The 24,050-nt window shown below is 65.3% G+C and carries 20 protein-coding genes; 11 read left to right on the forward strand and 9 right to left on the reverse strand.

Features of this window, described 5'->3' with window-relative positions:
- The 4 genes from cysT to DTW89_RS03045 all read left to right on the forward strand — a co-directional run bounded on the left by cysT (position 1) and on the right by DTW89_RS03045 (position 3,703).
- Positions 1-891, forward strand: a complete 891-nt coding sequence (cysT, locus tag DTW89_RS03030) for a sulfate ABC transporter permease subunit CysT (RefSeq protein WP_114654855.1) — start codon at positions 1-3, stop codon at positions 889-891.
- A complete protein-coding gene (cysW, locus tag DTW89_RS03035; RefSeq protein WP_442858090.1) occupies positions 888-1,889 on the forward strand; it encodes a sulfate ABC transporter permease subunit CysW in 1,002 nt (333 codons plus the stop codon). Before cysT ends, cysW begins: the two co-directional genes overlap by 4 nt.
- A gap of 12 nt (positions 1,890-1,901) precedes the next feature.
- Entirely contained in the window at positions 1,902-3,026 is a 1,125-nt protein-coding gene (locus tag DTW89_RS03040) for a sulfate/molybdate ABC transporter ATP-binding protein (RefSeq protein WP_114654856.1), read from the forward strand.
- Positions 3,027-3,172: 146 nt separating this feature from the next.
- Entirely contained in the window at positions 3,173-3,703 is a 531-nt protein-coding gene (locus DTW89_RS03045; RefSeq protein WP_114654857.1) for a disulfide bond formation protein B, read from the forward strand.
- A 203-nt stretch (positions 3,704-3,906) separates the two neighbouring features.
- Here the strand turns inward: DTW89_RS03045 and DTW89_RS03050 are convergent, their stop codons facing one another.
- Positions 3,907-4,602, reverse strand: coding sequence for a glutathione S-transferase (locus tag DTW89_RS03050; RefSeq protein ID WP_114654858.1), 696 nt, complete (start codon positions 4,600-4,602; stop codon positions 3,907-3,909).
- A complete protein-coding gene (gene trhO, locus DTW89_RS03055) occupies positions 4,599-5,597 on the reverse strand; it encodes an oxygen-dependent tRNA uridine(34) hydroxylase TrhO (protein WP_114654859.1) in 999 nt (332 codons plus the stop codon). Before trhO ends, DTW89_RS03050 begins: the two co-directional genes overlap by 4 nt.
- Before the next feature lie 183 nt (positions 5,598-5,780).
- On the opposite strand from trhO, the gene blaACA reads away from it, so the two are divergent.
- The gene (blaACA, locus tag DTW89_RS03060) at positions 5,781-6,710 is read left to right on the forward strand and encodes an ACA family class A beta-lactamase (protein WP_114654860.1); all 930 of its coding nucleotides are present in this window, start codon (positions 5,781-5,783) and stop codon (positions 6,708-6,710) included.
- Here the strand turns inward: blaACA and argA are convergent.
- Entirely contained in the window at positions 6,697-8,043 is a 1,347-nt protein-coding gene (gene argA / locus DTW89_RS03065) for an amino-acid N-acetyltransferase (protein WP_114654861.1), read from the reverse strand. The two genes, blaACA and argA, sit on opposite strands and share 14 nt — an antisense overlap.
- A gap of 158 nt (positions 8,044-8,201) precedes the next feature.
- Between argA and hrpA the strand changes: the two genes are divergently transcribed.
- Together hrpA and DTW89_RS03075 are read left to right on the forward strand one after the other, a co-directional pair.
- The gene (hrpA, locus tag DTW89_RS03070) at positions 8,202-12,302 is read left to right on the forward strand and encodes an ATP-dependent RNA helicase HrpA (protein ID WP_442858091.1); all 4,101 of its coding nucleotides are present in this window, start codon (positions 8,202-8,204) and stop codon (positions 12,300-12,302) included.
- Between the two features lie 105 nt (positions 12,303-12,407).
- A complete protein-coding gene (locus DTW89_RS03075; protein ID WP_114654863.1) occupies positions 12,408-14,114 on the forward strand; it encodes a long-chain fatty acid--CoA ligase in 1,707 nt (568 codons plus the stop codon).
- A 55-nt stretch (positions 14,115-14,169) separates the two neighbouring features.
- Here the strand turns inward: DTW89_RS03075 and DTW89_RS03080 are convergent, their stop codons facing one another.
- Positions 14,170-14,544: a PilZ domain-containing protein gene (locus DTW89_RS03080; protein WP_114654879.1), complete on the reverse strand. Its 375-nt coding sequence runs from the start codon at positions 14,542-14,544 to the stop codon at positions 14,170-14,172.
- 260 nt (positions 14,545-14,804) lie between these two features.
- Here DTW89_RS03080 and DTW89_RS03085 point away from each other — a divergent pair, with 260 nt between their 5' ends.
- From DTW89_RS03085 to DTW89_RS03095, 3 genes are all read left to right on the forward strand, one after another.
- Positions 14,805-15,305, forward strand: a complete 501-nt coding sequence (locus tag DTW89_RS03085; RefSeq protein ID WP_114654864.1) for a hypothetical protein — start codon at positions 14,805-14,807, stop codon at positions 15,303-15,305.
- A 78-nt stretch (positions 15,306-15,383) separates the two neighbouring features.
- Complete coding sequence (locus tag DTW89_RS03090) at positions 15,384-16,178, forward strand: 2OG-Fe dioxygenase family protein (RefSeq protein WP_114654865.1); 795 nt, start codon at positions 15,384-15,386, stop codon at positions 16,176-16,178.
- A 96-nt stretch (positions 16,179-16,274) separates the two neighbouring features.
- Positions 16,275-16,712 carry a universal stress protein gene (locus DTW89_RS03095; protein WP_111864166.1) on the forward strand — a complete coding sequence of 146 codons (438 nt, stop codon included), beginning with the start codon at positions 16,275-16,277 and terminating at the stop codon, positions 16,710-16,712.
- A 193-nt stretch (positions 16,713-16,905) separates the two neighbouring features.
- Here DTW89_RS03095 and DTW89_RS03100 read toward each other — a convergent pair whose 3' ends face one another.
- The 3 genes from DTW89_RS03100 to DTW89_RS03110 form a co-directional block, all read right to left on the reverse strand.
- Positions 16,906-17,892: a tripartite tricarboxylate transporter substrate binding protein gene (locus tag DTW89_RS03100; RefSeq protein ID WP_114654866.1), complete on the reverse strand. Its 987-nt coding sequence runs from the start codon at positions 17,890-17,892 to the stop codon at positions 16,906-16,908.
- Between the two features lie 64 nt (positions 17,893-17,956).
- The gene (bktB, locus tag DTW89_RS03105) at positions 17,957-19,141 is read right to left on the reverse strand and encodes a beta-ketothiolase BktB (RefSeq protein WP_114654867.1); all 1,185 of its coding nucleotides are present in this window, start codon (positions 19,139-19,141) and stop codon (positions 17,957-17,959) included.
- 88 nt (positions 19,142-19,229) lie between these two features.
- Positions 19,230-19,988, reverse strand: coding sequence for an SDR family NAD(P)-dependent oxidoreductase (locus tag DTW89_RS03110; RefSeq protein WP_114654868.1), 759 nt, complete (start codon positions 19,986-19,988; stop codon positions 19,230-19,232).
- Between the two features lie 249 nt (positions 19,989-20,237).
- On the opposite strand from DTW89_RS03110, the gene DTW89_RS03115 reads away from it, so the two are divergent.
- On the forward strand, positions 20,238-21,224 hold the full coding sequence (locus DTW89_RS03115) for a sensor domain-containing diguanylate cyclase (RefSeq protein WP_114654880.1): 987 nt from the start codon (positions 20,238-20,240) through the stop codon (positions 21,222-21,224).
- A gap of 81 nt (positions 21,225-21,305) precedes the next feature.
- Here the strand turns inward: DTW89_RS03115 and DTW89_RS03120 are convergent, their stop codons facing one another.
- Together DTW89_RS03120 and DTW89_RS03125 are read right to left on the reverse strand one after the other, a co-directional pair.
- A complete protein-coding gene (locus tag DTW89_RS03120; RefSeq protein WP_114654869.1) occupies positions 21,306-21,983 on the reverse strand; it encodes an RluA family pseudouridine synthase in 678 nt (225 codons plus the stop codon).
- Positions 21,970-24,050, reverse strand: a 2,081-nt coding sequence (locus tag DTW89_RS03125) for a PAS domain-containing hybrid sensor histidine kinase/response regulator (RefSeq protein ID WP_147277620.1), incomplete at its 5' end; no start/stop codon positions are given. The genes DTW89_RS03120 and DTW89_RS03125, both read right to left, overlap by 14 nt.

Raw genomic sequence — 24,050 nt, forward strand, 5'->3', positions numbered from 1 at the left:
ATGACCGCTGCGACCTCTGCGGCTGCGCAGTCAGCGTTGCTGACTTCTGCGCAGGCTGGTCGGCGTGCGCCCAAGCGGGTGCTGCCCGGCTTTGGCCTGACGCTGGGCTACACGCTGTTTTATCTGAGCATCATCGTGCTGATCCCCCTGTCGGCACTGATCTTCAAGACCTTCACGCTCACCTGGGACCAGTTCTGGGCGGCTATCAGCTCGCCACGCGTGGTGGCGTCGTACCAGCTGACTTTTGGTGCGTCGTTCTTCGCGGCGCTGGTCAACCTGGTGTTTGGCTTGCTGATTGCCTGGGTGCTGGTGCGCTACAAGTTTCCGGGCAAAAAGCTGGTGGATGCGCTGGTGGATCTGCCGTTTGCACTGCCCACCGCAGTGGCCGGCATCTCGCTGACCGCGCTGCTGGCGGGCAATGGATGGATCGGCCAGATCCTGGAGCCCATGGGCATTCAGCTGGCGTTCAAGCCTGCGGGTATCGTGATTGCACTCATCTTCATCGGCCTGCCGTTTGTGGTGCGCACGGTGCAACCCGTGCTGGAAGACGCTGAAAAAGAGCTCGAAGAGGCTGCCACCTGCCTGGGCGCCACGCGTTTTCAGACCTTCACCAAGGTCATCCTGCCCTCCATCACGCCCGCGTTGCTCACCGGCTTTGCCATGGCATTTGCGCGGGCGGTGGGCGAATACGGCTCGGTCATCTTCATTGCAGGCAACGTCCCCATGGTGTCTGAAATCACGCCCCTCATCATCATCGGCAAGCTGGAGCAGTACGACTACGCAGGCGCCACAGCCGTGGCGGTGGTGATGCTGGTGATTTCGTTCGTCCTGCTGCTTGTCATCAACGCGCTGCAAGCCTGGCAGCGCCGCCACGCGGGGGCACCAGCATGAGGGGGGACCGGGCTGGAGTGAGCGCCGCACGGCCGCCCGAAGGCGCGAAAGCCCCCCTGGGGGGCAGCGCACCACGCGCAGCGGGAAGCGTAGGGGCACGAAGTTCGGTGCGCCGTGCGCAGGCGGGCACAACGGAAGCGCCGTGGGTGCGCTACACCCTGATCGGGATAGCGCTGGCCTTCATGCTGCTCTTTCTGGTGCTACCGCTGGCTGCGGTGTTTGCCGAGGCACTGCGCAAAGGCTTTGGCGCTTATCTGGAAGGGCTGCGCGAGCCCGATGCCTGGTCGGCCATCCAGCTCACGCTGATTACCGCCTTGATTGCGGTGCCACTGAACCTGGTGTTTGGTGTGGCGGCTGCGTGGTGCATTGCCAAGTACGAGTTCAAGGGCAAGGCGTTTTTGACAACGCTGGTGGACTTGCCTTTCTCGGTGTCTCCTGTCGTAGCCGGCCTGGTCTACGTGCTGATGTTTGGCGCGCAGGGCTGGTTTGGCCCGTGGCTGCAAGAGCACGACATCAAGATCATCTTTGCCGTGCCGGGCATTGTGCTGGCCACCGTGTTCGTGACCTTTCCGTTCATCGCGCGCGAGCTGATCCCGCTGATGCAGGCGCAGGGCAACGACGAGGAACAGGCCGCCATCGTGCTGGGCGCAACCGGCTGGCAGACCTTCTGGTACGTCACGCTGCCCAACATCAAGTGGGGCCTGCTGTATGGCGTGATTTTGTGCAACGCACGGGCGATGGGCGAATTTGGTGCGGTGTCGGTGGTGTCGGGCCACATCCGTGGTCAGACCAACACCATCCCGCTGCATGTGGAAATCCTCTACAACGAGTACCAGTCGGTGGCTGCGTTTGCCGCAGCCTCACTGCTGGCCTTGCTGGCCCTGGTCACCCTGGTCATCAAGACGATTGCTGAACACCGCAACGAGCAGGCTTTGAAAGCCGCTGCCGAGTTGCCACCCGAGCGCCCTGCGCCCGCCGCTGCAACCGCCGCGCGCTGAAGGAACAAGAACATGAGCATCGAAATCCGTAACGTCAGCAAACAGTTTGGCGACTTCCATGCGCTGCGCGACGTCAGCCTCGACATCGCATCGGGTGAACTCATCGCGCTCCTCGGCCCCTCAGGCTGCGGCAAGACCACGCTTTTGCGCATCATCGCCGGGTTGGAGACGGCCGACGTGGGCAGCATCCATTTCAGCGGCGAAGACACCACCGACGTGCATGTGCGCGAGCGCAACGTGGGCTTTGTGTTCCAGCACTACGCGCTGTTTCGCCACATGACGGTGTTCGAGAACGTAGCCTTTGGTCTGCGCGTGAAACCCCGCAGCGAGCGCCCGAGCGATGCGCAGATCAAGAAAAAGGTGATGGACCTGCTCAAGCTGGTGCAGCTCGATTGGCTGGCCGAGCGCTACCCGTCACAGCTTTCGGGCGGCCAGCGCCAGCGCATTGCCCTGGCCCGCGCCCTGGCGGTGGAGCCCAAGGTGCTGCTGCTCGACGAGCCTTTTGGCGCGCTCGATGCCAAGGTGCGCAAGGAACTGCGTCGCTGGCTGCGCCGCCTGCACGACGAGCTGCACGTGACCAGCATCTTCGTCACGCACGACCAGGAAGAAGCACTGGAAGTGGCCGACCGGGTGGTCGTCATCAACCAGGGCCGCATCGAGCAAAGTGGCTCGCCCCAGCAGGTGTGGGACCAGCCCGCCAGCCCGTTTGTGTATGGTTTCCTGGGCGATGTGAACCTGTTCCATGGCCGTGCGCACGAAGGACTGGTGCATATGGACGGCATCGAGCTCGATTCGCCCGAGCACAGCCAGGCACAGAACGCCAAGGCCTTTGCCTATGTGCGCCCGCACGATCTGGATGTGGAGCGCTACGCACCCGGCGCCGGGCTGGATGCGGCAGGCCGCCCTCGCGGCATCGTCGCCCAACTGAGCCGCGCCATCGTGGTGGGCCCGATTGCGCGGCTGGAACTAATTCCATCTGACGATCACAAACCAGCGGACAATGCGTCCCCGGACCACTTGATCGAAGCGCAGATTCCGGCGCAGCAGTTCAAGGAGATGGGTTTCAAAGAGGGTGAAATGCTGGTGGTGACACCGCGCCGCGCCCGCGTTTTTCTGGATCACGCCGCCGGGATTTGACTCCCCCTGAGTCGCTGCGCGTCTTTCCCCTAAAGGGGGACGCCCCCGGTGGTCTGGCGGAGCTAGATCCACGGGTGCACTGGCATCGGCCGGTGCCGGTTGCGTAGGCAGTGCCCTGCAATTGCTATTGGATGAGGGAATAAGAAATGAATTGGTTGACTGCGGCCCCGCGCCGCGTGCTGGCACTGATCAGCGTGGCCAGCGTGGCCATGCTGGCTTTTGGCATGTATTTGCAGCATGTGGTGGGCCTGGAGCCTTGCCCCATGTGCATTGTGCAGCGTTATGCTCTCATTGGTGTAGCAATCTTTACAGGCCTGGCAAGCGCTAGAGGTCAAAAAGGTTGGTGGATTTCTTGGGCGGTGCTGGCTTTGGTCATGGCGGGTTTTGGCGCCTTTGTCGCAGCGCGCCAGAGCTGGCTGCAGTGGTACCCACCCGAGATCGCCACCTGTGGCCGTGATTTGTACGGAATGATCGAAAACTACCCGATCAGCCGCTCCATCCCCATGATCTTCCGAGGCTCGGGTGACTGCACGGCGATCGACTGGACGTTCCTGGGTGGCTCGATTGCCAACTGGTCGTTCATCTGTTTTGTGGGTTTTGGGCTCGTGTTGCTGGTGCTGCTGGTGCGGGCTTTGAAGGGTGGCGGTCGCGGAGGCTCGGGATACTCGATGGCTTGATGCTCTTGGCTCGCCATGGATCTTGCGAAAGGCGCTCTTCTGAGCGCCTTTTTTTTCGGTTGCATCGGAACCGAAGGCTTCTCGCGCTGGCCGGGTGAAGAACGGCCGCTGTCTGGTAACTCTGACCGATGGCAGCGGGTCCTCAGCAGAAGTCGTGTCCCCCGGCCACGACCGGTTCTGGTTCAAAACGAAGGCGCCGCAGTTCAGAGCGGGTTACAAGCGCTACCACCGGCAGCCGAAGTCGCTGCAGGGTGCGGAAACAGGACCCCCTCCGTGCCATCCACCCACGCAGGCAGCTTGTGCATCACGCTCTCGAACAAGCGGCTCGCCTGCCACTGCGCCAGCCACGCCTGCAGATGCGGCCAGGGCTGGGCATCCCACCAGGGGGCGTTGATGCCCGCAAACTGCCGCACGAAAGGCGCGATGGCCATGTCGGACAGTGTGGCGTGACGGCCAAACAAAAAGTCATGCTCTCCCAGCCGCTCGTCCAGCCCTTGCAGCCATTGCGTGGCCTGTGTTCGGGCCAGGGCGGTATCGGCTTCGGGATAGCGGCTCGGGTATTTACAGCGGTCCAGCGCATGTTTGAAAGGGCCGTCGCATTCGGCAATCAGCGCCAGCATGTCGGCCAATGCGCCATGGCTCGGGTGTAGCCAGCGGCCGGGGTCATGCCGCTCCAGCGCCCAACGCATGATGGCAAGGCTTTGGTCCAACACCTGGCCGCCGGGCAACACCAGCACGGGCACGGTGGCCTTGGGCGATGCCTGCAGCAGACCGTGTGGCTTGTTTCGCAGCACCACCTCGCGTAACTCGCAAACCTGACCGCTTACGGCCAGGGCCAGTCGGGCGCGCATGGCGTACGGGCAGCGGCGAAAGGAATACAGGACGGGCAGGGCGCTCAAGCGGGCTCGTCCTTGCTTACACCCCCATCTGTGTGGGAGCGGTGCGCCGGGTTGCCCGGTTGCCGTGCGCCCAGGTGCGCCTGTCCCCGTTGGTCTGCCAGATCCATCTGGCGTTGGCGCTCGGCCAGCGCGCGCTCTTGTTCGGGCGTGCGCGTGCCATGGCAATAGGGGCAGCTCACGCCCCGCACATAGTGGGGCGACGCAAGCTCAGCTTCGCCCAGTGGCATGCGGCACGACCGGCACAGCTGGTGGTGGCCTGGTGCCAGGCCGTGGCCCACGGACACCCGCTCGTCAAACACAAAACAGTCGCCTTGCCAGCGGCTGTCTTGCTCCGGCATGGTTTCCAGGTACTTGAGGATGCCGCCTTCGAGGTGAAATACCTCTTCAAAACCCTGCGATTTGAGGAATGCGGTGGACTTCTCGCAGCGGATGCCACCCGTGCAGAACATGGCCACACGGGGCTTGCCAGCGAGTACGCCACCGGGTTGCGATTGCGCCGCCACCCAGGCCGGAAACTCTGCAAAACTCTTGGTATGCGGGTTCACCGCGCGCTCGAACGTGCCAATGCCCACTTCGTAGTCGTTGCGGGTGTCCACCACCACCACATCCGGGTCGTCGATGAGCGCGTTCCAGTCCTCGGGCTTCACATAGGTGCCCGCGTTGCGCGCGGGGTTGAGGCCCGGCACGCCCAGCGTGACGATCTCGCGCTTGAGGCGCACGCGCATGCGGTAGAACGGCTGGCGTTCGGTGGGCGCCTCCTTGTGCTGCAGGGCCGCAAAGCGGGCGTCGCTGCGCAGCCAGGTGAGCACCGCGTGCACGGCGTCCGGTTTGCCTGCGATGGTGCCGTTGATGCCCTCCGGCGCCAGCAGCAGCATGCCGCGCACGCCCTGTTCGTCGCACAGCGCCTGCAGTGGCGCGCGCAACGTGGCGCAGTCGGGCAGGTCGACAAACTGGTACAGGGCAACGGTGAGATAGCGGGGGGTGACCGGGTCCACGAAAGGCGCGCCATTGAAGAGGAGGAGGGATGATAGCGGTCGCCTTTCGCCTCGGCGAGTCGCGCAGTTGTGTGCATTGCCCGCACTATCCGATCCACCCCCGGTCGCAGCGCCTGCGCTCGTCCTGTCGGGGCTCAAGCACCTTGTCTTTCAGGCTATCTTTCAACTTTTCAACATTTCCTCATGCAAAGACGAACGATTTCTTTGGGCTTGGTGGCTGTTGCTGCGCTGCCCCTCTGGGGTTGTGCCGCTGCAGGCATCGCCAATGGGCCGGGTGGCGCAGCCCATGGCAAGACGGCCCGCCAATGGAGCGACGCGCTGGCCGGCATCGAGCGCGCCGCCCAGGGCCGCCTGGGCGTGGCCATGCTGGACACGGGCTCGGGCCTGGCGCTGGGCTGGCGGCAGCACGAACGTTTTGCCATGGCCAGCACCTTCAAGCTGGTGCTGGCGGGCTGGATGCTGGCCCTGGTGGATCAGGGCAAGGAGCGGCTGGATGCCCGCGTGCACTACCCGGTGGCCGATGTGGTGGCGTATTCGCCCGTCAGCGGCCCGCGTGCGGGCGACGGCGGTGGCCTCACGGTGGGCGAGCTGTGCGCTGCCACCGTGAGCCTGAGCGACAACACCGCCGCCAATGTGCTGCTGGCGCGCCACGGTGGCCCGGTCGGGTTCACGGCCTTCGTGCGCTCGCTGGGCGATGGCGCCACGCGGCTGGACCGCACCGAGCCCACGCTCAACGAGGCCGCCGTGGGTGACCCGCGCGACACCACCACACCACTGGCCATGCTGCAGACGATACGCAAGCTGGTGTTGGGCGGTGCGCTCACGCCCGCTTCGCGCGCCTGGCTGCAGCGCTGGATGGTGGAAACCACCACGGGCGACAAGCGCTTGCGCGCGGGTGTGCCGGGCTGGAAGGTGGGTGACAAGACGGGTACGGCCAGTGACAGCGGCACGGCCAATGATGTGGCGGTTTTGTGGCCCCCCGCCAGTGGTGCGCCGGTGCTCGTGACCTGCTACCTCACGCGGTCAACCGCCACGCCACAGCAGCGCGACGCGGCCATTGCCCAGGTGGCGCGCGCTGTCGTCGCTGCGCGCGAGACGTTCAGAGCTTCTTGACCAGCACCTGGCTGCGCCGGTCCCAGTTGTATTTGCGCTTGCGCGCATCGGGCAGCCAGTCGGGGTCTACCACCACGAAGCCGCGCTTGATGAACCAGTGCATGGTGCGCGTGGTCAGCACAAAGATGCTGTCCAGCCCCATGGCGCGGGCGCGCTGCTCTATGCGTTTGAGCAGCTTTTCGCCATCGCCCGTGCCCTGGCTTTGCGGCGACACGGTGACGGCCGCCATTTCGGCCGTTTTGGCCTCGGGGTAGGGGTAGAGCGCGGCGCAACCAAAGATCACGCCGTCGTGCTCGATGATGGTGTAGCTGGCGATGTCACGCTCGATCTCGGTGCGGTCGCGCTTGACCAGAGTGCCGTCCTTCTCGAACGGCTCGATCAGTTGCAGGATGCCGCCCACGTCGTCCACGGTGGCTTCACGCAGTTCTTCGAGTTTTTCGTCGATCACCATGGTGCCGATGCCGTCGTGCACATACACCTCCAGCAGCAGCGAGCCGTCCAGCGCAAACGGAATGATGTGGCTGCGCTCCACGCCGCCCTTGCAGGCCTTCACGCAGTGCTGCAGGTAAAAGCCCACATCGGTGGGCTGCTGCGCGGTGGGCAGCGTGGCCAGCAGGGCCTGCGCGGCGGCCAGGGGCAGCTCGGTGTCGATGGGGTTGTCGTCGCCTGCGGGCTCGCCGGGCTGCATGCGGATGCCGGACACCTCGGTCAGAAAAATCAGCTTGTCGGCGCGCAACTCGATGGCCACGCTGGTGGCCACTTCTTCCATGGCCAGGTTGAAAGCTTCGCCCGTGGGCGAGAAGCCAAACGGCGACAGCAGCACCAGTGCTCCCATGTCCAGCGTGCGCTGGATACCCGCCACGTCCACCTTGCGCACCAGGCCCGAGTGCTGAAAATCCACCCCGTCCACAATGCCCACGGGCCGCGCGGTCAAGAAGTTGCCCGAAATCACGCGCACCGTGGCCCCCGCCATGGGCGTGTTGGGCAGGCCCTGGCTGAAGGCAGCCTCGATTTCATAGCGCAGCTGGCCCGCAGCCTCTTGCGCGCAATCGAGCGCCACCGAATCGGTGATGCGGATGCCGTGCGAATACTTGGCGGCGTGCCCCTTGGCTGCCAGCTGCTCATTCACCTGCGGGCGAAAGCCGTGCACCAGCACAATGCGCACGCCCATCGCCTGGATCAGCGCCAGGTCTTGCGCAATGTTGTGCAGCTTGCCCGCTGCAATGCCCTCGCCGGGCAGGCCGATCACAAACGTCTGGTTGCGAAATTTGTGGATATACGGCGCCACCGAGCGGAACCAGGGGACGAAGGTGAAGTTGAAAACGGCAGACATGTGCGGGCGGGGCGGTCGGGAAGGGTGGAAAACAGCAAGGGCTGGGATAATTCGCGATTCTCTACGAAGTTTCTGCCTTGACCGCGTCTACCGCTTCCTCTCCCCTGCACATCGAGTTTCCGGAATCCCTGCCCGTCTCTGCCCGGCGCGACGAGATCATGGAGGCCATGCGCCAGCACCAGGTCATCATCGTGTGCGGCGAAACCGGCTCGGGCAAGACCACGCAGCTGCCCAAGATTGCGCTGGCGCTGGGCCGTGGCAAGTGCAATGCGCCGGCAGGGCAAAAGGGCCAGCTCATCGGCCACACCCAGCCGCGCCGCATTGCGGCCAGCAGCGTGGCCAAGCGCATTGCCGAAGAACTGAAAACCACACTGGGCGACGTGGTGGGCTTCAAGGTGCGGTTTCAGGACCGCCTCTCGCGCGATGCTTCGGTCAAGCTCATGACCGACGGCATCTTGCTGGCCGAGACGCAGACCGACCCGCTGCTCAAGGCCTACGACACCATCATCATCGACGAGGCGCACGAGCGCAGCCTCAACATCGATTTTTTGCTGGGCTACATCCGCCAGATATTGCCGCGCCGGCCAGATTTGAAGGTGGTGGTGACCTCGGCCACCATCGATGCAGACCGGTTTGCCAAGCACTTTGCAAGCGCCCGCCCGGCGCCGGGCCGCCCCAAGGCGGGCGGGGCCCCCTCGGGGGGCAGCGACCCACATGCAGTGGGGGAGCGTGGGGGCGAATTGGTGCCCGCGCCCATCATCATGGTGTCGGGCCGCACCTTCCCGGTCGAGCAACGCTACCGCCCGTTTGAAGAAAGCCGCGACTACGGCCTGAACGAAGCCATTGCCGATGGCGTGGACGAGCTGTGGCAAGGCAATGCGGCCGGCGACATATTGGTCTTTCTGCCCGGCGAGCGCGAGATTCGCGAGGCGGCCGACCACCTGCGCAAGCACCTGTCGCACCAGCCCGTGATGCGCAATGCCGAGGTGCTGCCGCTGTTTGCGCGTTTGTCGCAGGCCGAGCAGGACCGCATTTTTGACGGCCACACGGGCCGCCGCATCGTGCTGGCGACCAACGTGGCCGAGACCTCGCTCACGGTGCCAGGGGTTCGATACGTGCTTGACGCAGGCACCGCGCGTGTCAAGCGCTACAGTTTTAGAAGCAAGGTAGAGCAGCTGATGGTCGAGCCCATCAGCCAGGCCGCAGCCAACCAGCGTGCCGGCCGCTGCGGGCGCGTGGCCAACGGCATCTGCATTCGCCTGTATGACGAGGCCAGCTTTAACAGCCGCCCGCGCTTTACCGACCCCGAAATTTTGCGCAGCTCGCTGGCGGGCGTCATCCTGCGCATGAAGTCGCTGCACCTGGGCGATGTGACGCAGTTCCCGTTCATCGAGGCGCCCTCGGGCCGCGCGATTGCCGACGGCTATCAGCTGCTGTCCGAGCTGGGCGCGGTGGACGACGCCAACGAACTCACGCCCATGGGCACAGAGCTGTCACGCCTGCCGCTCGACCCGCGCGTGGGCCGCATGATCATCGAGGCGCGCGACCGCAAGGCGCTCGACGAGGTGCTGGTCATCGCCAGTGCACTCAGCGTGCAAGACGTGCGCGACCGCCCCATGGAGGCGCAGCAGCAGGCCGACCAGGCGCACGCCAAGTTCGACGACGAAAAAAGCGAGTTCAGCGGCTACCTGAAGCTGTGGAAGTGGATCAACGAGGCCCGGGGCGGTGCGCCCAGCCTGCCATCGGCCCGTGCGCAGAAGGCGATGGCGAATCAGCGTGCGCCGTCGCAAGCCCACTTGCCCGTGGCGCAGCGCCTGGTGGCTGCCGCTGCACCGACACCAGCGCCCGCCGTGGCCAGCGCAGCGGCACCCGCGCCCACCCACAAGCTGAGCAACCGCCAATACGAGCAACTGCTGCGCCAGAACTTCATCAGCATCCGCCGCTTGCGCGAGTGGCGCGACATCCACACCCAGCTGCTCACGGTGGTCACCGAGCACAAGTGGCAGATCAACACCCAGCCCGCCAGCTACGAGCAACTGCACCTGTCGATGCTGGCTGGCCTGCTGGGCAACGTGGGGGCCAAAAGCGACGAGGAAGACTGGTACCTGGGCGCGCGCGGCATCAAGTTCTACAAGCACCCCGGCGCGCACCTTTCCAAAAAGCCGGGCCGCTGGATCATTGCGTCGGAACTGGTGGAAACCACCCGCCTGTTTGGTCGGGGCATAGCCGCCATTGAGCCGCAGTGGCTGGAGCAGATGGGCGGGCACTTGCTGAAGAAGCAACTGCTCGACCCGCACTGGGAGAAAAAGTCTGCCGAGGTGGTGGCGCTGGAGCGCGCCACGCTGTATGGCATCGTGGTCTACAACAACCGCCGCGTGAACTTTGGCAAGGTAGACCCGCACGCCGCGCGCGAGGTGTTCATCCGCGAGGCGCTGGTGGGCGGCAATTGGGAGACCAAGCTGCCGTTTCTGGCCGCCAACCAGAAGATGATCGCCAAGGTCGAAGAGCTGGAACACAAGTCCCGCCGCCAGGATGTGCTGGTGGACGACGAACTGATCTACGCCTTTTATGACCAGCAACTGCCGCCGGATGTGTGCAGCGGCCACAGCTTTGAGGCTTGGTACCGCGACGAGTCCAAAAAACAACCAGAACTACTCAAGCTCACCCGCGACGAGCTGATGCGCCATGAGGCCGCAGGCATCACCACCAACGCGTTTCCCAAAACCGTGCGTCTGGGCGGCGTGGACTGCGCCGCCAGCTACCTGCACGAACCCGGGGATGTACGTGACGGCATCACCGTGACCATTCCACTGTTCGTGCTCAACCAGGTGAGCGACGAGCGCTGCGAATGGCTGGTGCCCGGCATGCTCAAGGACAAGATCCAGGCCCTGCTCAAGAGCCTGCACCAGCGCCCGCGCAGCCGCTTTGTGCCGCTGCCCGAGTCAGCCAAGCGCCTGGCCGAGCTGCTGGGCACACCTGAGCGCTTTGGCACGGGCAGCCTGACCGACGTGCTGCTCAAGCAGGTGCGCGACGAAACCTCGCTCGACGTAAAGCGCGCAGACTTCAAGCTCGACATGCTCAGCCCCCACCTGTTCATGAACTTCCGCGTGGTCGATGAACACGGGCGCCAGCTGGGCCACGGCCGCAACCTGGGCGCGCTCAAGGCCGAGTGGGGCGCCAAGGCGCGTGGGGCTTTTCAGGCGCTGGCGGGGCTCAAGCTCGGTGGTGCGGCGGCAGAGAGTGATAAATATGAGTCAAAAGTGCCTCAAGCGCTTGATGGTAAAGCGCAAGCAGCTATTAAAACAGGAGTAAAAGGTGGCGCTCAGCCTGCCCAGCCCGCCAAACCAGCCAGCACCACGCCATCGGCCCCCTCAACCCCCGCTGGCCAGCGCTACACCACCTGGACGTTCGGCGAGCTGCCTGAGCTCATGGAAATCAAAAAGGCCGGCCAGACGCTGATTGGCTTTCCGGCGCTCATCGACGGTGGCGACGCTGTCACCATCGAAGTCTTCGACGAGCCCGATGTGGCCGCGGCCAAACACCGCGCGGGCCTGCGCCGGCTGTTTGCGCTGCAGATCAAGGATGCGCTCAAGTACCTCGAAAAGAACATCCCCGACCTGCAGAAGATGGCCGTGGCCTATATGCAGGTGGGGCGGTCGCCTGACGGGACAGGCGGTGGCACACAGGAAGAGCTGCGCACCCAGATCATCGACGTGGCGCTGGACCGCGCCTTCTTGCTCGACCCGCTGCCCACCGACGAATACGCCTTCAAGCGCCGCGTCGAAGAAGGCCGGGGCCGCCTCACGCTGATCGCCAACGAAGTGGCGCGCCTGGCCGCCACCATCTTGGTCGAATACGCCGCAGCCGCCCGCAAGATCAAGGACACCAAAAACGCCCCCGAGGCCACGGCGGACGCGCAGCAGCAACTGCAACGCCTGGTGCCCAAGAACTTCATCGCGGCCGCCCCCTGGGCGCAGCTGGCCCACTATGCCCGCTACCTCAAGGCCATCACCCTGCGGCTGGACAAATACCGCGCCGACCCCGCCCGCGACGCCGCCAAACTGGCCGAGCTGCGCCCACAAGAGCAGCGCTACTGGCGCCTGGTGGCCGAGCGCAAGGGCGCGGTGGACGCCCGCATGCAAGAGCTGCGCTGGCTGCTGGAAGAGCTGCGCGTGAGCTTCTTCGCGCAAGAGCTGCGCACGCCCCAGCCGGTGAGTGTGAAGCGGCTGGACAAGCTGTGGGCGCAGGTCAATAGCTGACGGGGGAGGGGGCCGCGCTGGCGTCACCTGCGCGACGCGGCATCAGTGGCTTCCCCAATGCCCCCGCGCCGTAGGCGCCCTAGGCTTCGGGCAAAGGAACATTTCATGCGCCCCCACTTCAAGTTCTGGCCCTGCCGGCTGCCCCATTCCATCACCTTGCCCGCCACCTCGCTGTGGGACAACCTGGCCATCAACGCCCGCCGCTACCCCGACAAGGCGGCGGTGGTGTTCTTTGGGCGTGCGCTGAGCTACCGTGCGCTGGCCGAGGGCGCCGAGCGCCTGGCTGCGCGGCTGGCACAGCTGGGTGTGCAGCGGGGCGACCGCGTGGTGCTGTGCATGCAGAATTGCCCGCAACTGGTGATGGCGCACTTTGCCATCTTGCGCGCCAACGCAGTGGTGGTGCCGGTCAACCCGATGAACCGGGCCGAAGAGCTCAAGCACTACATCACCGACCCCGACACCAAGGTCGCCATCACCACCGGCGACCTGGCCCCCGAGCTGGCCAAGGCCAGCAACGCGCTGGCACCCGGCGAGCGGCTGGCGCACCTGGTGGTGACGCAGTTCACCGATGCCTTTGATGCCGACATTGCGGGCCCCGACGCACCGCCCGACACCTGGCGTGAGTGGCTTTGCACCCCCCACGCCTTGCCTGCCCTTGAAGGTGGTCAGGCGCATGCCTGGGCCGATGCGCTGGCCTGCACCGCCGCACCGCCCGCATTGCTGGTGGGCCTGAACGATCTGGCGGTGTTGCCCTACACCAGCGGCACCACAGGCCTGCCCAAGGGCTGCATGCACCTGCACAAAAGCATCATGCACAACGCGGTGGCCAGCAGCCTGTGGGGCAACGGAGCGGCCGACAACGTGACGCTGGCTGTGGTGCCCATGTTCCACATCACGGGCATGGTGAGCGTGATGCACGCGGCCATCTATATGGGCGCCACGCTGCTGGTGATGCCCCGGTGGGACCGCGACCTGGCCGGGCGACTGATCTCACGCTACAAGGTCACGACGTGGACCAACATTCCCACCATGGTCATTGACCTGCTGGCCAGCCCCAATTTTGCGCAGTACGACCTCTCCAGCCTGGCCTACATTGGCGGGGGCGGCGCCGCCATGCCGCAGGCTGTGGCCCAGCGCCTGCTGGAGCACTATGGCCTGCGCTATGCCGAGGGCTATGGCCTTACCGAGACAGCGGCGCCATCGCACACCAACCCGCCCGATAACCCCAAGCAGCAATGCCTGGGCATCCCTTTCATTGGCACCGATGCGCGCGTGATCGACCCCGACACCCTGCAGGAAATGCCGGTGGGCGAGCAGGGCGAGATCATCATCCACGGCCCCGAAGTGTTCGAGGGCTACTGGAAACGGCCCGAGGCCACCGAAGCGGCGTTCATCGAGTTCGAGGGCAAGCGCTTTTTCCGCTCGGGCGACCTGGGGCGCATGGACGAAGACGGCTATTTTTTCCTGACCGACCGCCTCAAACGCATGATCAACGCCAGCGGCTTCAAGGTGTGGCCGGCCGAGGTCGAGGCGCTGATGTTTCGCCACCCCGCTGTACAAGAGGCCTGCATCATCGCCGCCAAAGACAGCTACCGCGGCGAAACCGTGAAGGCCGTGGTGGTGCTGCGCCCCACGCACCAGCACACGACCGAGCAGGAAATCATCGACTGGTGCCGCGAGAACATGGCGGTGTACAAGGTGCCACGCATCGTGCAGTTCGTATCGGCGCTTCCCAAAAGTGGCAGCGGCAAGGTGATGTGGCGCTTGTTGCAGGAAAAGGAAGCGCCAGACGTCGCAGCTTCCGGGGGCTGATTGCCTGGCGCCAGCCCGGCGGGTGCCGCAGCCTTCAATGCCGCAAAGACCCGCGTCAGGGCGCCGGGGCCGGATGCGTCAGCTCTGCCAGGTCGCGTTCGAGCAGGGCCGGGTCGCCAAGCTGCAGCTCGATCAGGCGGCGCAGGTGGGTCACGCTGTCCAGGTCGATGCCGCGGCACAGCAGGCCGGCGTGCAGGCCTTCCACATGGGCCACTTCGGTAGACATGGCAATGTGGTTGCCAGTTTCGGTGAGTGCCAGGGTGAGCTGGCACAGCATTCCGGGCTGCAGGTGCGCCTGGGCGGGTGCTGTGATGAGTGCACCCTTGAGCGACAGGTCTTGAACGTGCACGCTGAACGTGTCGTTGGGGGTGGCGAGCAGGGCCCTGGCATCAAAGCTGACGCGGACGAAGTGGCGGCGTTCGTGGGGCATTGCGGTCTCCTGGGCCTGGCGGTATGGCTCCATGCTACTTCAAGGCCCGGCCGGTGGCGCTTTGTTTCGGGATTTACCGTTGGCGTACTGCTTTTAAAATAATAGCTGCTTGCGCTTATGGGTAAAGGGCTAGAGCGGTTTTTTGCCATAAAAATGTCGCGATCCTACCCATTTGCTTACATCTTTGGCGTGGTATTCGACGAGGAACACCGCTGATCTTGTTACAACTGGGCTGTTCCCCGATTCCCAAGGAGTAAATCATGAACCTCACCCTTCGTCACCTGATGTCCGGGGCCACCACGGTGCTGCTGCTGGTTGCCGCCGCAGGCACCCATGCCCAAACTTATATCAACACCACGGTAGGAGGGCAGCTGGCTCCGGGCGTGTATGGGCGTATCGATATTGGCAATGCACCGCCGCCGCCCCTGATTTATGCCGAGCCCATGATCATCCACCGGCCCGCTGTCATGGTGCCGCGTTCGCCGATCTACCTGCATGTGCCACCGGGCCACGCCAAGAACTGGGGCAAACACTGCTCGCGCTACAACGCCTGTGGCCAGCCGGTGTATTTTGTGAAAGAACCCGTTCGCGGGCCTTCTTACGGTGGCCGCCCCGCCTACAGCGGTCGGGATGACCGCCGGGACGACCGTCGCTGGGATGATGGCCAGCGTGGCGGCGGCAAGCACGACCGTGGTGACCGCGGCGGCCGACACGACGGGCGTGGTGAAGGCCGTGGCAAGGGCCACGGCAACCGCGACTGATCTGCTGCCCGAAGGCGCGGCGGGGGCCAATGGGCTGTGCGCCCCGGCCCCGCCGCATCGGCGGTTAAGCTCTGCGGCATGGCAGAAGTCACTTTCCCCCCTCCGTTCACTGGCCCCGATGGCGTGGCCGATCAGTTGCGCCGGGCCGGCTACGCCGTGCTGTCACCTGGCGATGTGGCGGCGTGGTCTGGTTGCCATCTGCAAGACCTGCAGGTGCTGGTTGCAGACTGGGCCACTTTGCCCCCCGATGATTTTTTGAAAGACGGTGGCCGCTACCGGCGACGTCGCCACGCCTGTTTTGAGGTGTTCCACGGGCGTGTGGAGCAGGTGCCGCACCGGGCGCACTGGCAGCCGCTGGAGTACAACGCCCTGCACGGCGGCATGGAGCGCTGGTTTGCCCCCATGACAGCCGAAACGGTGGCACGCCCCGTGTGGACGCAGTTGCTGGCGGCGCTGGCCGGGGTGTCCGACGCCGTGTTTGCTGCTGCCGATGCGCCAGCACGCTGGTTTGTCGAGGCGCACCAGTTTCGCATCGACACCACCGACGGCATTGGCCGCCCCACGCCCGAGGGCGCGCACCGCGATGGCGTTGACCTGGTGGCGGTGTTTCTGGTGGCCCGCGAGGGCGTGAAGGGTGGAGAAACGCGTGTCTTCGAGGCTGCAGGCCCAGCCGGCCAGCGCTTTACCCTGAGTGCACCATGGTCGCTGCTACTGCTGGACGACGCCCGCATGATCCACGAGACTACGCCCATCCAGCCCCTGGTGGCGGGCGGTTACCGCGACACGCTGGTGGTGACCTGCCGGCGCGAAAGCTTCCAGGGGGCGGACGTAGCGGCCCAGCGCGGCACCGACCGGGCCGGCAACACACCATGATTTGATGCGAATCAAGGCGCAACGGCGGGTGGGTCGCCACACTGGTTCCATGTTTCCAGGCCTTCGCCTGGCCTGATCAACTTGAGGAGAAGCACCATGTTCAAACACATTCTGGTTCCTGTGGACGGCTCCAAGACGTCCATGCTGGCGGTATCCAAGGCCGCGGCCTTGGCCAAGACTTTTGGCAGTGCCGTAACGGCGCTGTACGTGATCGATCCCTATCCCTTTACCGGCGTGGGTGCCGATTTCGCCTATGGCCAGGCGCAATACCTGAGCGCCGCCACATCCGAAGCCAACAGTTCGCTGGATGCCGCCAAGAAAGCCATGGCCGACGCCGGTGTGCAGGCCACCGCGGTGGTGGGCGAAGGCCATGCGGTCCACGACGGCATCCTGCGGGCGGTGGAGAGCACCGGCGCCGATCTGATCGTGATGGGGTCGCACGGCCGTCGGGGTCTGGAAAAGCTGGTGCTGGGCAGCGTCACCCAGCGTGTGCTGGGCGTGGTGCATATCCCTGTGCTGGTGGTGCGGGACTGAGCGTCACTGCTCCATGAAAAACGGCTCCTTTCGGAGCCGTTTTTCATTTCAGTTCTCGATGCTGTCGCGCATCACCTGCAGCCTACTTTTCGTGGAATGGGCACGCCCCAGACCAGTGCACCCGTGGAACTGGCTTTGCCAGGCCACCGGGTGCGTCCCCCTTCAGGGGGAAGGCGCGAAGCGCCTCAGGGGGTCACTCAATCTTTGCGCCCGAGGCTTCAACGATGCCCTTCCACTTGGCGTAATCGGTCTTGAGCAGGGTGCCCAGTTGCGCTGGCGACATGGCTTCGGGCTCTGCGCCCTGGGCCTGGATGGCGGCCTTCATGTCGGCCGTGGCCAGCAGCTTGTTGATTTCTGCGTTGAGGGTGCTGACCACGCTGGCGGGTGTGCCTGCGGGGGCGAACACGCCATACCAGGTGCTCACATCAAAGCCCTTGAAGCCGGATTCGGCCACGGTGGGCACATCGGGCAGCGACGAACTGCGCTTGGCCGAGGTCACGGCCAGCGGGCGCAGCTTGCCCGATTTGATCTGGCCCATGGCCGAGGGCAGGGACGACACCAGCAGATCCACATTGCCCGCCAGCGCGTCCATCAGTGCCGGGTTGGAGCCCTTGTAGGGGATGTGGCTCAGCTTGATGCCCGCCGCCTTCTCGAACAGATCGCCCGCCAGGTGGATGGACGTGCCATTGCCGGGCGAGCCATAGGTGATGGTGCCGGGCGCAGCCTTGGCGGCGGCCACCACGTCGGCCAGTGTTTTGTATTTGCTGTTGACGCTGGTGGCGATGATGACGGGCGTGTAGGCCACATGGGCCACGGCGGTCAGGTCCTTGGTGGGGTCCCAGGGCAGGTTCTTGTAGAGCCAGGGGCCGATGACCAGGTTGTCCTTCTGGCCCATCACGATGTCGTAGCCGGTAGGCGCGGCCTTGACGGCCTCGCCAATGCCGATGGTGCCGCCGGCACCTGCCTTGTTGTCGGCCACCACCGTCCATTGAGTGTTTTCGGTGAGCTTGGTGGCCACGAGGCGCGAGAGGATGTCGGTGCCACCGCCGGGCGGGAAGGGCACGATCATGCGGATGGGTTTGGCGGGGTAGGCCGCCGCAGGGGCGGGCGCCTGGGCGTGGGCCGTGGTGGCACCCAGGGCGAGGGCGAGAGCGGTGAAGGACAGCAGCGTGCGAATCATCTAAAGGTCTCCGTCAAATCAGAAAAAAGGGCGGCGCACAGGCCGCCCGTTACGCGGTAAGTGGTCAGATGCGCTCAAAAATCGCCGCAATGCCCTGGCCGCCGCCAATGCACATCGTCACCAGCGCATAGCGGCCCTGGATGCGCTGCAGCTCGTGGATGGCCTTCACGGTGATCAGCGCGCCGGTGGCGCCGATGGGGTGGCCCAGCGAAATGCCCGAGCCATTGGGGTTGACCTTGGCCGGGTCCAAGCCCAGGTCGCGCGTGACGGCGCAGGCCTGGGCGGCGAAGGCTTCGTTGGCTTCGATCACATCGAGGTCGTTCACCGTGAGGCCGGCTTTTTTCAGTGCCAGCTGCGTGGCGGGCACGGGGCCAATGCCCATGTATTTGGGGTCCACACCCGCGTGGGCGTAGGCCACCAGGCGGGCCAGCGGCTTGGCGCCACGGGCCTTGGCGGCACCGGCTTCCATCAGCACCACGGCCGCAGCGGCGTCGTTGATGCCCGAGGCGTTTCCGGCTGTCACGGTGCCGTTTTCCTTGATGAACACGGGCTTGAGCTTGGCCAGGTCCTCCATGGTGGCGCCGGGGCGGAAGTGCTCGTCGGTGGCGTACAGCACGTCGCCCTTCTTGCTCTTCAAGGTGACCGGCACGATCTGGTCCTTGAACACACCGGCTTGCGTGGCGCGCTCGGCGCGGTTGTGGCTTTCCACGGCCAGGCGGTCCTGGTCTTCGCGCGTGATGCCCCACTTGGCGGCGATGTTCTCGGCCGTCACGCCCATGTGGATGTTGTGGAAGGGGTCGTGCAGCGCGCCGATCATCATGTCCACCATTTTGGTGTCGCCCATGCGGGCGCCCCAGCGCATGTTCAGGCTGGCAAAGGGCACGCGGCTCATGTTCTCGGCACCGCCGCCAATCGCCACGTCGGCATCGCCCAGCAGGATGGACTGGCTGGCGTTCACGATGGCCTGCAGGCCCGAGCCGCACAGGCGGTTGACGTTGAAGGCGGGCGTGCCCTCGCCGCAACCGCCGTTGATGGCGGCCACGCGCGACAGGTACATGTCCTTGGGCTCGGTGTTGACCACATGGCCGAACACCACGTGGCCCACGTCCTTGCCTTCCACGTTGGCACGCACTAGCGATTCGCGCACGACGAGCGCGCCCAGCTCGGTGGGCGGCACATCTTTCAGGCTGCCACCAAAGGTGCCGATGGCGGTGCGCACTGCGCTGACAACGACGACTTCACGGGTCATGGGATTCTCCTTGGATGAATGAAGGAATATGAATGAAATTGGCCTCTAGCGCTTGCTGGTGAAGCGCTAGCAGCTATGAAAATATGAGTCATGCATCGCGCACGTCGGCGACCGGGTTGGTGCCGAAGTCTGCACGCTCCAGCCAGGCGAGCACGCGGGTAGCGGCCTCGGTGGGCGATGAGAGCTGGCCACCCGTCTTGAGGTTGGCGAAATTCTGGCGATCCGGGAAGGCGGTCGGGTCTGCGCCGCGCAGCTGGACCTGCATGTCGGTGTCGATCACACCGGGTGCGAGAGAGCATACCTTGGCGCCGTGCGGCTTGACCGCCTCGTCCAGCGCCACGCAGCGCGTGAAATGGTCCATGCCCGCCTTGGCTGCACAGTAGGCCGCCTGCGAGGCCATCGCCCGGCGGCCCAGGCCCGAAGAGATGTTGAGCACCTTGCGCGGCACGGCCCAGGTGTCCGTTGCACCGAGGAAGGCGGCGGTCAGTTGCATGGGTGCCTCCAGCCCCACGCGCAGGGCATGGGCCAGGTCGCCCGGGTCGCTGGCGGACAACGGGGCTATGCGCGGGATGACCCCGGCATTGTTGATGAGGGTGGCTCTGGCAAACGTTTGCGGATCGTGGGCGCTGAGCCAGCTTTGCAGCCTGTGGGCGGCCTGCTCGCCTTGCGACAGGTCTTGCTCCCACTGTTCCAGTGTGGCACCGGCCCGGGCGGCCAGACTGGCGAGATCAGGGTTGCGGTGGCGCGAGATGCAGACCAGCGCGTGGCCGGGGCGCAGCAACTGTTGCGCCATGGCCAGACCCATGCCGCGCGATGCGCCCGTCAGAACGATGAGGTGTTGAGGCATTCCAGCATGGTACCCGCCCGCGTGACAGGGCAGTCGTGCAGCACAGGGGCGCAGGGGGACATTGTGGCGACCGGGAGAGGGCAGGGTTTCCAATAGGGGGCACCTGAAACGGCGCTGGCATAGTATCAACCGGATACAACTGGGCCTGGATGCGGGCCTGGGAGGGTGGCATGGTGGCTTGTTCAGATGGATTGCGGGATTTGCGGGCCGCCGCCCAGGCGCAGCCACGCCATCGGCCTGAAATCAATCATGGATGACGCAGACCTCAACAGAGACCGGCTGGCCCTGGCCCTGGAAGCCGCCGGGCTGGACCTGTGGGAGAACGATCTCATCACCGGCGAGGTCACCCTCAACGCAACCAAGACGTTCGTGGAACTGGGCTTTAGCGAGGAGGAAATCGTCTCCGACCTGCAAGGCATCTATGGGCTGTTTCACCCGGACGATCTTGGCAAGGTGAAAAAAGCAGTGGACGACCACCTGTCGGGCCACACGCCCCAATACCGCTGCGAGTTCCGGCTGCGATCCAGGGGTGGCGAGTGGGTCTGGTATGCCAACTACGGCCGCATCATGGATGGCAACAGCAGCACGCCGGGCAAGCGCTTCATTGGCGTGACGTTCAACATCGACGACCGCAAGCGCAGAGAAGACGAAATTGAACAGATCAACCGCCAGTTGACTGCGCAGAACGCCTTGCTGAGCCAGCTCAATGCCACGCTGGCACTGCTGGCAGCCAATGACTCGCTGACCGGGCTGTCTAACCGGCGCACCCTGATGGAATTGGGCGTTAACGAGTGCAAGCGTGCGCAGCGGTTTGGGCACCCGCTGTCGGTGATGGTGGTTGATATCGACTTGTTCAAGGCGGTCAATGACGGTTGGGGGCACCTGGCGGGCGACCGCGTGATTTGCGCAGTGGCCCAAACCTGCCTGGCGCGCACGCGCCAAGGCGTGGACACGGTGGCGCGTTATGGGGGCGAGGAGTTCGTGCTGGTGCTGCCGGAAACCGACACGCACGATGCGCTGCACCTGGCCGAGTCGTTGCGCCAGGCGGTGGCGGCACGGCAGGTGCTGGTGGGCGACGAGGGGGCCACAGTCTGCGTTACCGTCAGCATTGGTGTGGCCACATTGCGCCAGGGGAGCGACCTTTCCTTTGAGGATCTGGTCAAACAGGCCGACAAGGCGCTGTACCAGGCCAAGGCAACGGGCCGAAACAACGTGCAGTGCTGTGCAGGTGGCTGACCCGGCGAAACCTTCAGCCCAAGCGCGTGTTCACGTTGCCTCGCTGTGCCGCAGAGCCTGTGCGGATGTAACTCAGAGGGGTTAAAAAGGCGCTGGCAATGAAATCTCGATCCGCTGGCCGGTAGCGGGGTGCTCGAATGCCAGCCACGCTGCATGCAGCAACAGCCGGGGGTGTTGTGCGTGGGTGACGGCATCGGCATAGAGCGCATCGCCCAGGATGGCGTGGCCCACGGCCGCAAGGTGCACGCGCAACTGGTGCGTGCGCCCGGTCACGGGCTCCAGTTCGATGCGCGTGGTGTGGGCGCTTTCATCGTGCGCCAGTGCGCGCCAGCGCGTCAGGCTTGGTTTGCCCAGCACGGGATCGATCACCCGCAAGGGGCGGCGTTCCCAGTCGGCGGCAATTGGCAGGTTGATCTCGGCCCAGTCGCCATGGGTGGGGGCTGCCATGTGCCCGGCCACAATGGCTTCGTAGCGCTTGTGCACCTGGCGCAGCTCGAAAGCGCGGCCCATGCGGCGCTGCGCCTCGGGGTTGCGGGCCATCAGCACCAGGCCCGATGTGGCCTGATCGAGCCGGTGCACCACCAGGGCTTCGGGCCATTGCTGTTGCGCCCGGCGGCTCAGGCAATCTTGCTTGTCCGGGCCGCGCCCAGGCACGCACAGCAACCCGGATGGCTTGGCCAGCACCAGCAGGTCGTCGTCTGCATGCAGGCAGTCGATCCCGCCACTTTGCGCCGCCACGCGGCTGTCAGGATCCGCCATTGACCAGCCGGTCCACGGTGGCGCACAGCTCTTCCACGTCGTTGGGCTTGTGAATCAGGGCCCTGGCGCCCTCGGCCATGGCAGCCTGTTCGATTTCTGCCGTGACATAGCCGGAGGCCAGCGCCACCGGAAGATCGGGGCGGATGTGGCGGGCCTCGCGCACCAGGTCCACGCCGCAAAAACCGGGCATGTTGTAGTCGGTCACCAGCAGGTCATAGCGCTGCGGATCGGCGCGCAGCGCGGCAGTGGCTTCGTGGGGGTCGGTGAACCCGCTCACCTGGTAGCCCCGGCGGCGCAGCAGGCGCTGCACCAGAAACACCAGTGCCTCGTCGTCATCCACATACATGACATGGTGGCTGCGTTGTGCGCCCGCTTGCTCCACCGGCGCGGGCGCAGCAGGCGCCGTGGGCAATGGCAGGGCGGCGGCTGCCGTGTCGTGGTCCGTGGCCACGGGAAAATACAGCGTGAACCGGCTCCCATGGCCTGGCGCACTGTGCACATCTACCGCGCCCTCATGGGTGCGCATCACGCCATGCACCACCGCCAGGCCCAGCCCTGTGCCCTGGCCCACGGGCTTGGTGGTGAAAAAAGGCTCAAAAATGCGCCCAAGCAGGGCGGCGTCCATGCCCGGGCCGTTGTCGCGCACCGACAGCGCCACATAGGTGGTGGGTGCCAGGCCCAGCCGCTCGCACAGGCGGTGGTCGGGCTGCACCTGGGCGGCCGCTACATGGATGATGCCGCGCTCTGTGCCAATGGCATGCACGGCGTTGGTGCAAAGGTTCAGCAGGGCTTGCTCCACCTGCGTGGCATCGGCCAGCAAGGCCGGCAAGCCCGTTGACAGGTGCATGTGCAGCTCGATGGCGGGAGGCAGGGTCACGCGCAGCAGGCGCTCGGTGTCGTGCACCACTTCAGCCAGGTCCACCGGGGTGCGCTGGGGTGGTTCGTTGCGACTGAAGGTCAGGATCTGGCGCACCAGATCGCGTGCGCGCCGCCCGGCCTTGTCGATCTCGTGAAGGCTTTCCAGCACAGGGGATTCGGGGCTGCAGTCGGCCTTGGCCAGCTCGACGTTGCCCAGAATGGCGCCCAGAATGTTGTTGAAGTCGTGCGCAATGCCTCCGGCCATGGTGCCGACAGCCTGCATTTTTTGAGATTCACGCAACTGGGCTTCCAGCTCGTTACGGTGCGCCTCGGCCTTCTTGCGGCCGGTGAGGTCGCGGGCAAAAACGGTGGTGGTTTCACCCTCGGCATGGCGCTCGAACGACACACTCACTTCCACCGCCAGCTCCTTGCCGCTGGCGGTAAGCGCCGTCATTTCGCCCAGCAGCGCCTGGGTGGTGAGCTGCGCAAACGCCAGCGCCTGCGCGGCATCGGGAAGAAAACGCTCCAGCGGGCTGCCCAGCGCGTCGCTGGCGCTGCACTGGAACAGCGCGGCCGCCGTGGGGTTGAACACCGTGATGCGCTGGTGCTGGTCCACGCAGACGATGGCGTCGAGCGCCGAGTTGATGATGGCCTCCAGCCGCTTCTCGCTGGCGTGCAGTTGCTCGTTGCGCTGCTGCAAGGTCTGGCGCTCGGCCAGCAGGGGGCCCTGGTCGATCACCGCGCACAAAAACTGGAGCACCGGCGCGGCGCCATCCTGGGCCATCTCGATGCAGGCGATGTGCAGGTCGCCCGTGATGCGCCCGGTGTCGCCAATCATGAAAACCACTTCGGTGGCTTCGCTGTGGCCCTGCGCGCGCGCCACGCTGAAGGCCTCTTGCACGCGGTGGGTGTCGTCCTCGCAGACAAAAGGCATCAGCGCCGTCAGTGGGCGGTCTTGCTCGGTGGGCTGGAACGAGCGCTGCGCCATCGAGTTGGCCTGCACCACCACGTCGTATTCGTCCACCACCATCAGGGCCAGTGGCACGCTGGCAAACAGGGCCTCAAAGCGCTCCGAGGCGCTTTCGGCGGCCGTCTGGCTGTATTGCAGAACCTTGTTCTGGGCCTCCAGCTCGGCCTGGTAGCTGCGCAGCTCGGAGATCAGCTCTGCGAGGGGCCCCTCGGGGCGCAGGGGCGAGCGGCGCTCGGGCT

The sequence above is a fragment of the Acidovorax sp. BoFeN1 genome (assembly GCF_003345135.1).
Classification (GTDB): Bacteria; Pseudomonadota; Gammaproteobacteria; order Burkholderiales; family Burkholderiaceae_C; genus Acidovorax; species Acidovorax defluvii.

What these genes read in the sequence shown, in the direction of transcription:
- cysT (WP_114654855.1), top strand. Translation starts at nt 1, where the DNA reads ATGACCGCTGCGACCTCTGCGGCTGCGCAGTCAGCGTTGCTGACTTCT.
- cysW (WP_442858090.1), top strand. Translation starts at nt 888, where the DNA reads ATGAGGGGGGACCGGGCTGGAGTGAGCGCCGCACGGCCGCCCGAAGGC.
- DTW89_RS03040 (WP_114654856.1), top strand. Translation starts at nt 1,902, where the DNA reads ATGAGCATCGAAATCCGTAACGTCAGCAAACAGTTTGGCGACTTCCAT.
- DTW89_RS03045 (WP_114654857.1), top strand. Translation starts at nt 3,173, where the DNA reads ATGAATTGGTTGACTGCGGCCCCGCGCCGCGTGCTGGCACTGATCAGC.
- blaACA (WP_114654860.1), top strand. Translation starts at nt 5,781, where the DNA reads ATGCAAAGACGAACGATTTCTTTGGGCTTGGTGGCTGTTGCTGCGCTG.
- argA (WP_114654861.1), bottom strand. Translation starts at nt 8,043, where the DNA reads ATGTCTGCCGTTTTCAACTTCACCTTCGTCCCCTGGTTCCGCTCGGTG.
- hrpA (WP_442858091.1), top strand. Translation starts at nt 8,202, where the DNA reads ATGGAGGCCATGCGCCAGCACCAGGTCATCATCGTGTGCGGCGAAACC.
- DTW89_RS03075 (WP_114654863.1), top strand. Translation starts at nt 12,408, where the DNA reads ATGCGCCCCCACTTCAAGTTCTGGCCCTGCCGGCTGCCCCATTCCATC.
- DTW89_RS03080 (WP_114654879.1), bottom strand. Translation starts at nt 14,544, where the DNA reads ATGCCCCACGAACGCCGCCACTTCGTCCGCGTCAGCTTTGATGCCAGG.
- DTW89_RS03085 (WP_114654864.1), top strand. Translation starts at nt 14,805, where the DNA reads ATGAACCTCACCCTTCGTCACCTGATGTCCGGGGCCACCACGGTGCTG.
- DTW89_RS03090 (WP_114654865.1), top strand. Translation starts at nt 15,384, where the DNA reads ATGGCAGAAGTCACTTTCCCCCCTCCGTTCACTGGCCCCGATGGCGTG.
- DTW89_RS03095 (WP_111864166.1), top strand. Translation starts at nt 16,275, where the DNA reads ATGTTCAAACACATTCTGGTTCCTGTGGACGGCTCCAAGACGTCCATG.
- DTW89_RS03100 (WP_114654866.1), bottom strand. Translation starts at nt 17,892, where the DNA reads ATGATTCGCACGCTGCTGTCCTTCACCGCTCTCGCCCTCGCCCTGGGT.
- bktB (WP_114654867.1), bottom strand. Translation starts at nt 19,141, where the DNA reads ATGACCCGTGAAGTCGTCGTTGTCAGCGCAGTGCGCACCGCCATCGGC.
- DTW89_RS03110 (WP_114654868.1), bottom strand. Translation starts at nt 19,988, where the DNA reads ATGCCTCAACACCTCATCGTTCTGACGGGCGCATCGCGCGGCATGGGT.
- DTW89_RS03115 (WP_114654880.1), top strand. Translation starts at nt 20,238, where the DNA reads ATGGATGACGCAGACCTCAACAGAGACCGGCTGGCCCTGGCCCTGGAA.
- DTW89_RS03120 (WP_114654869.1), bottom strand. Translation starts at nt 21,983, where the DNA reads ATGGCGGATCCTGACAGCCGCGTGGCGGCGCAAAGTGGCGGGATCGAC.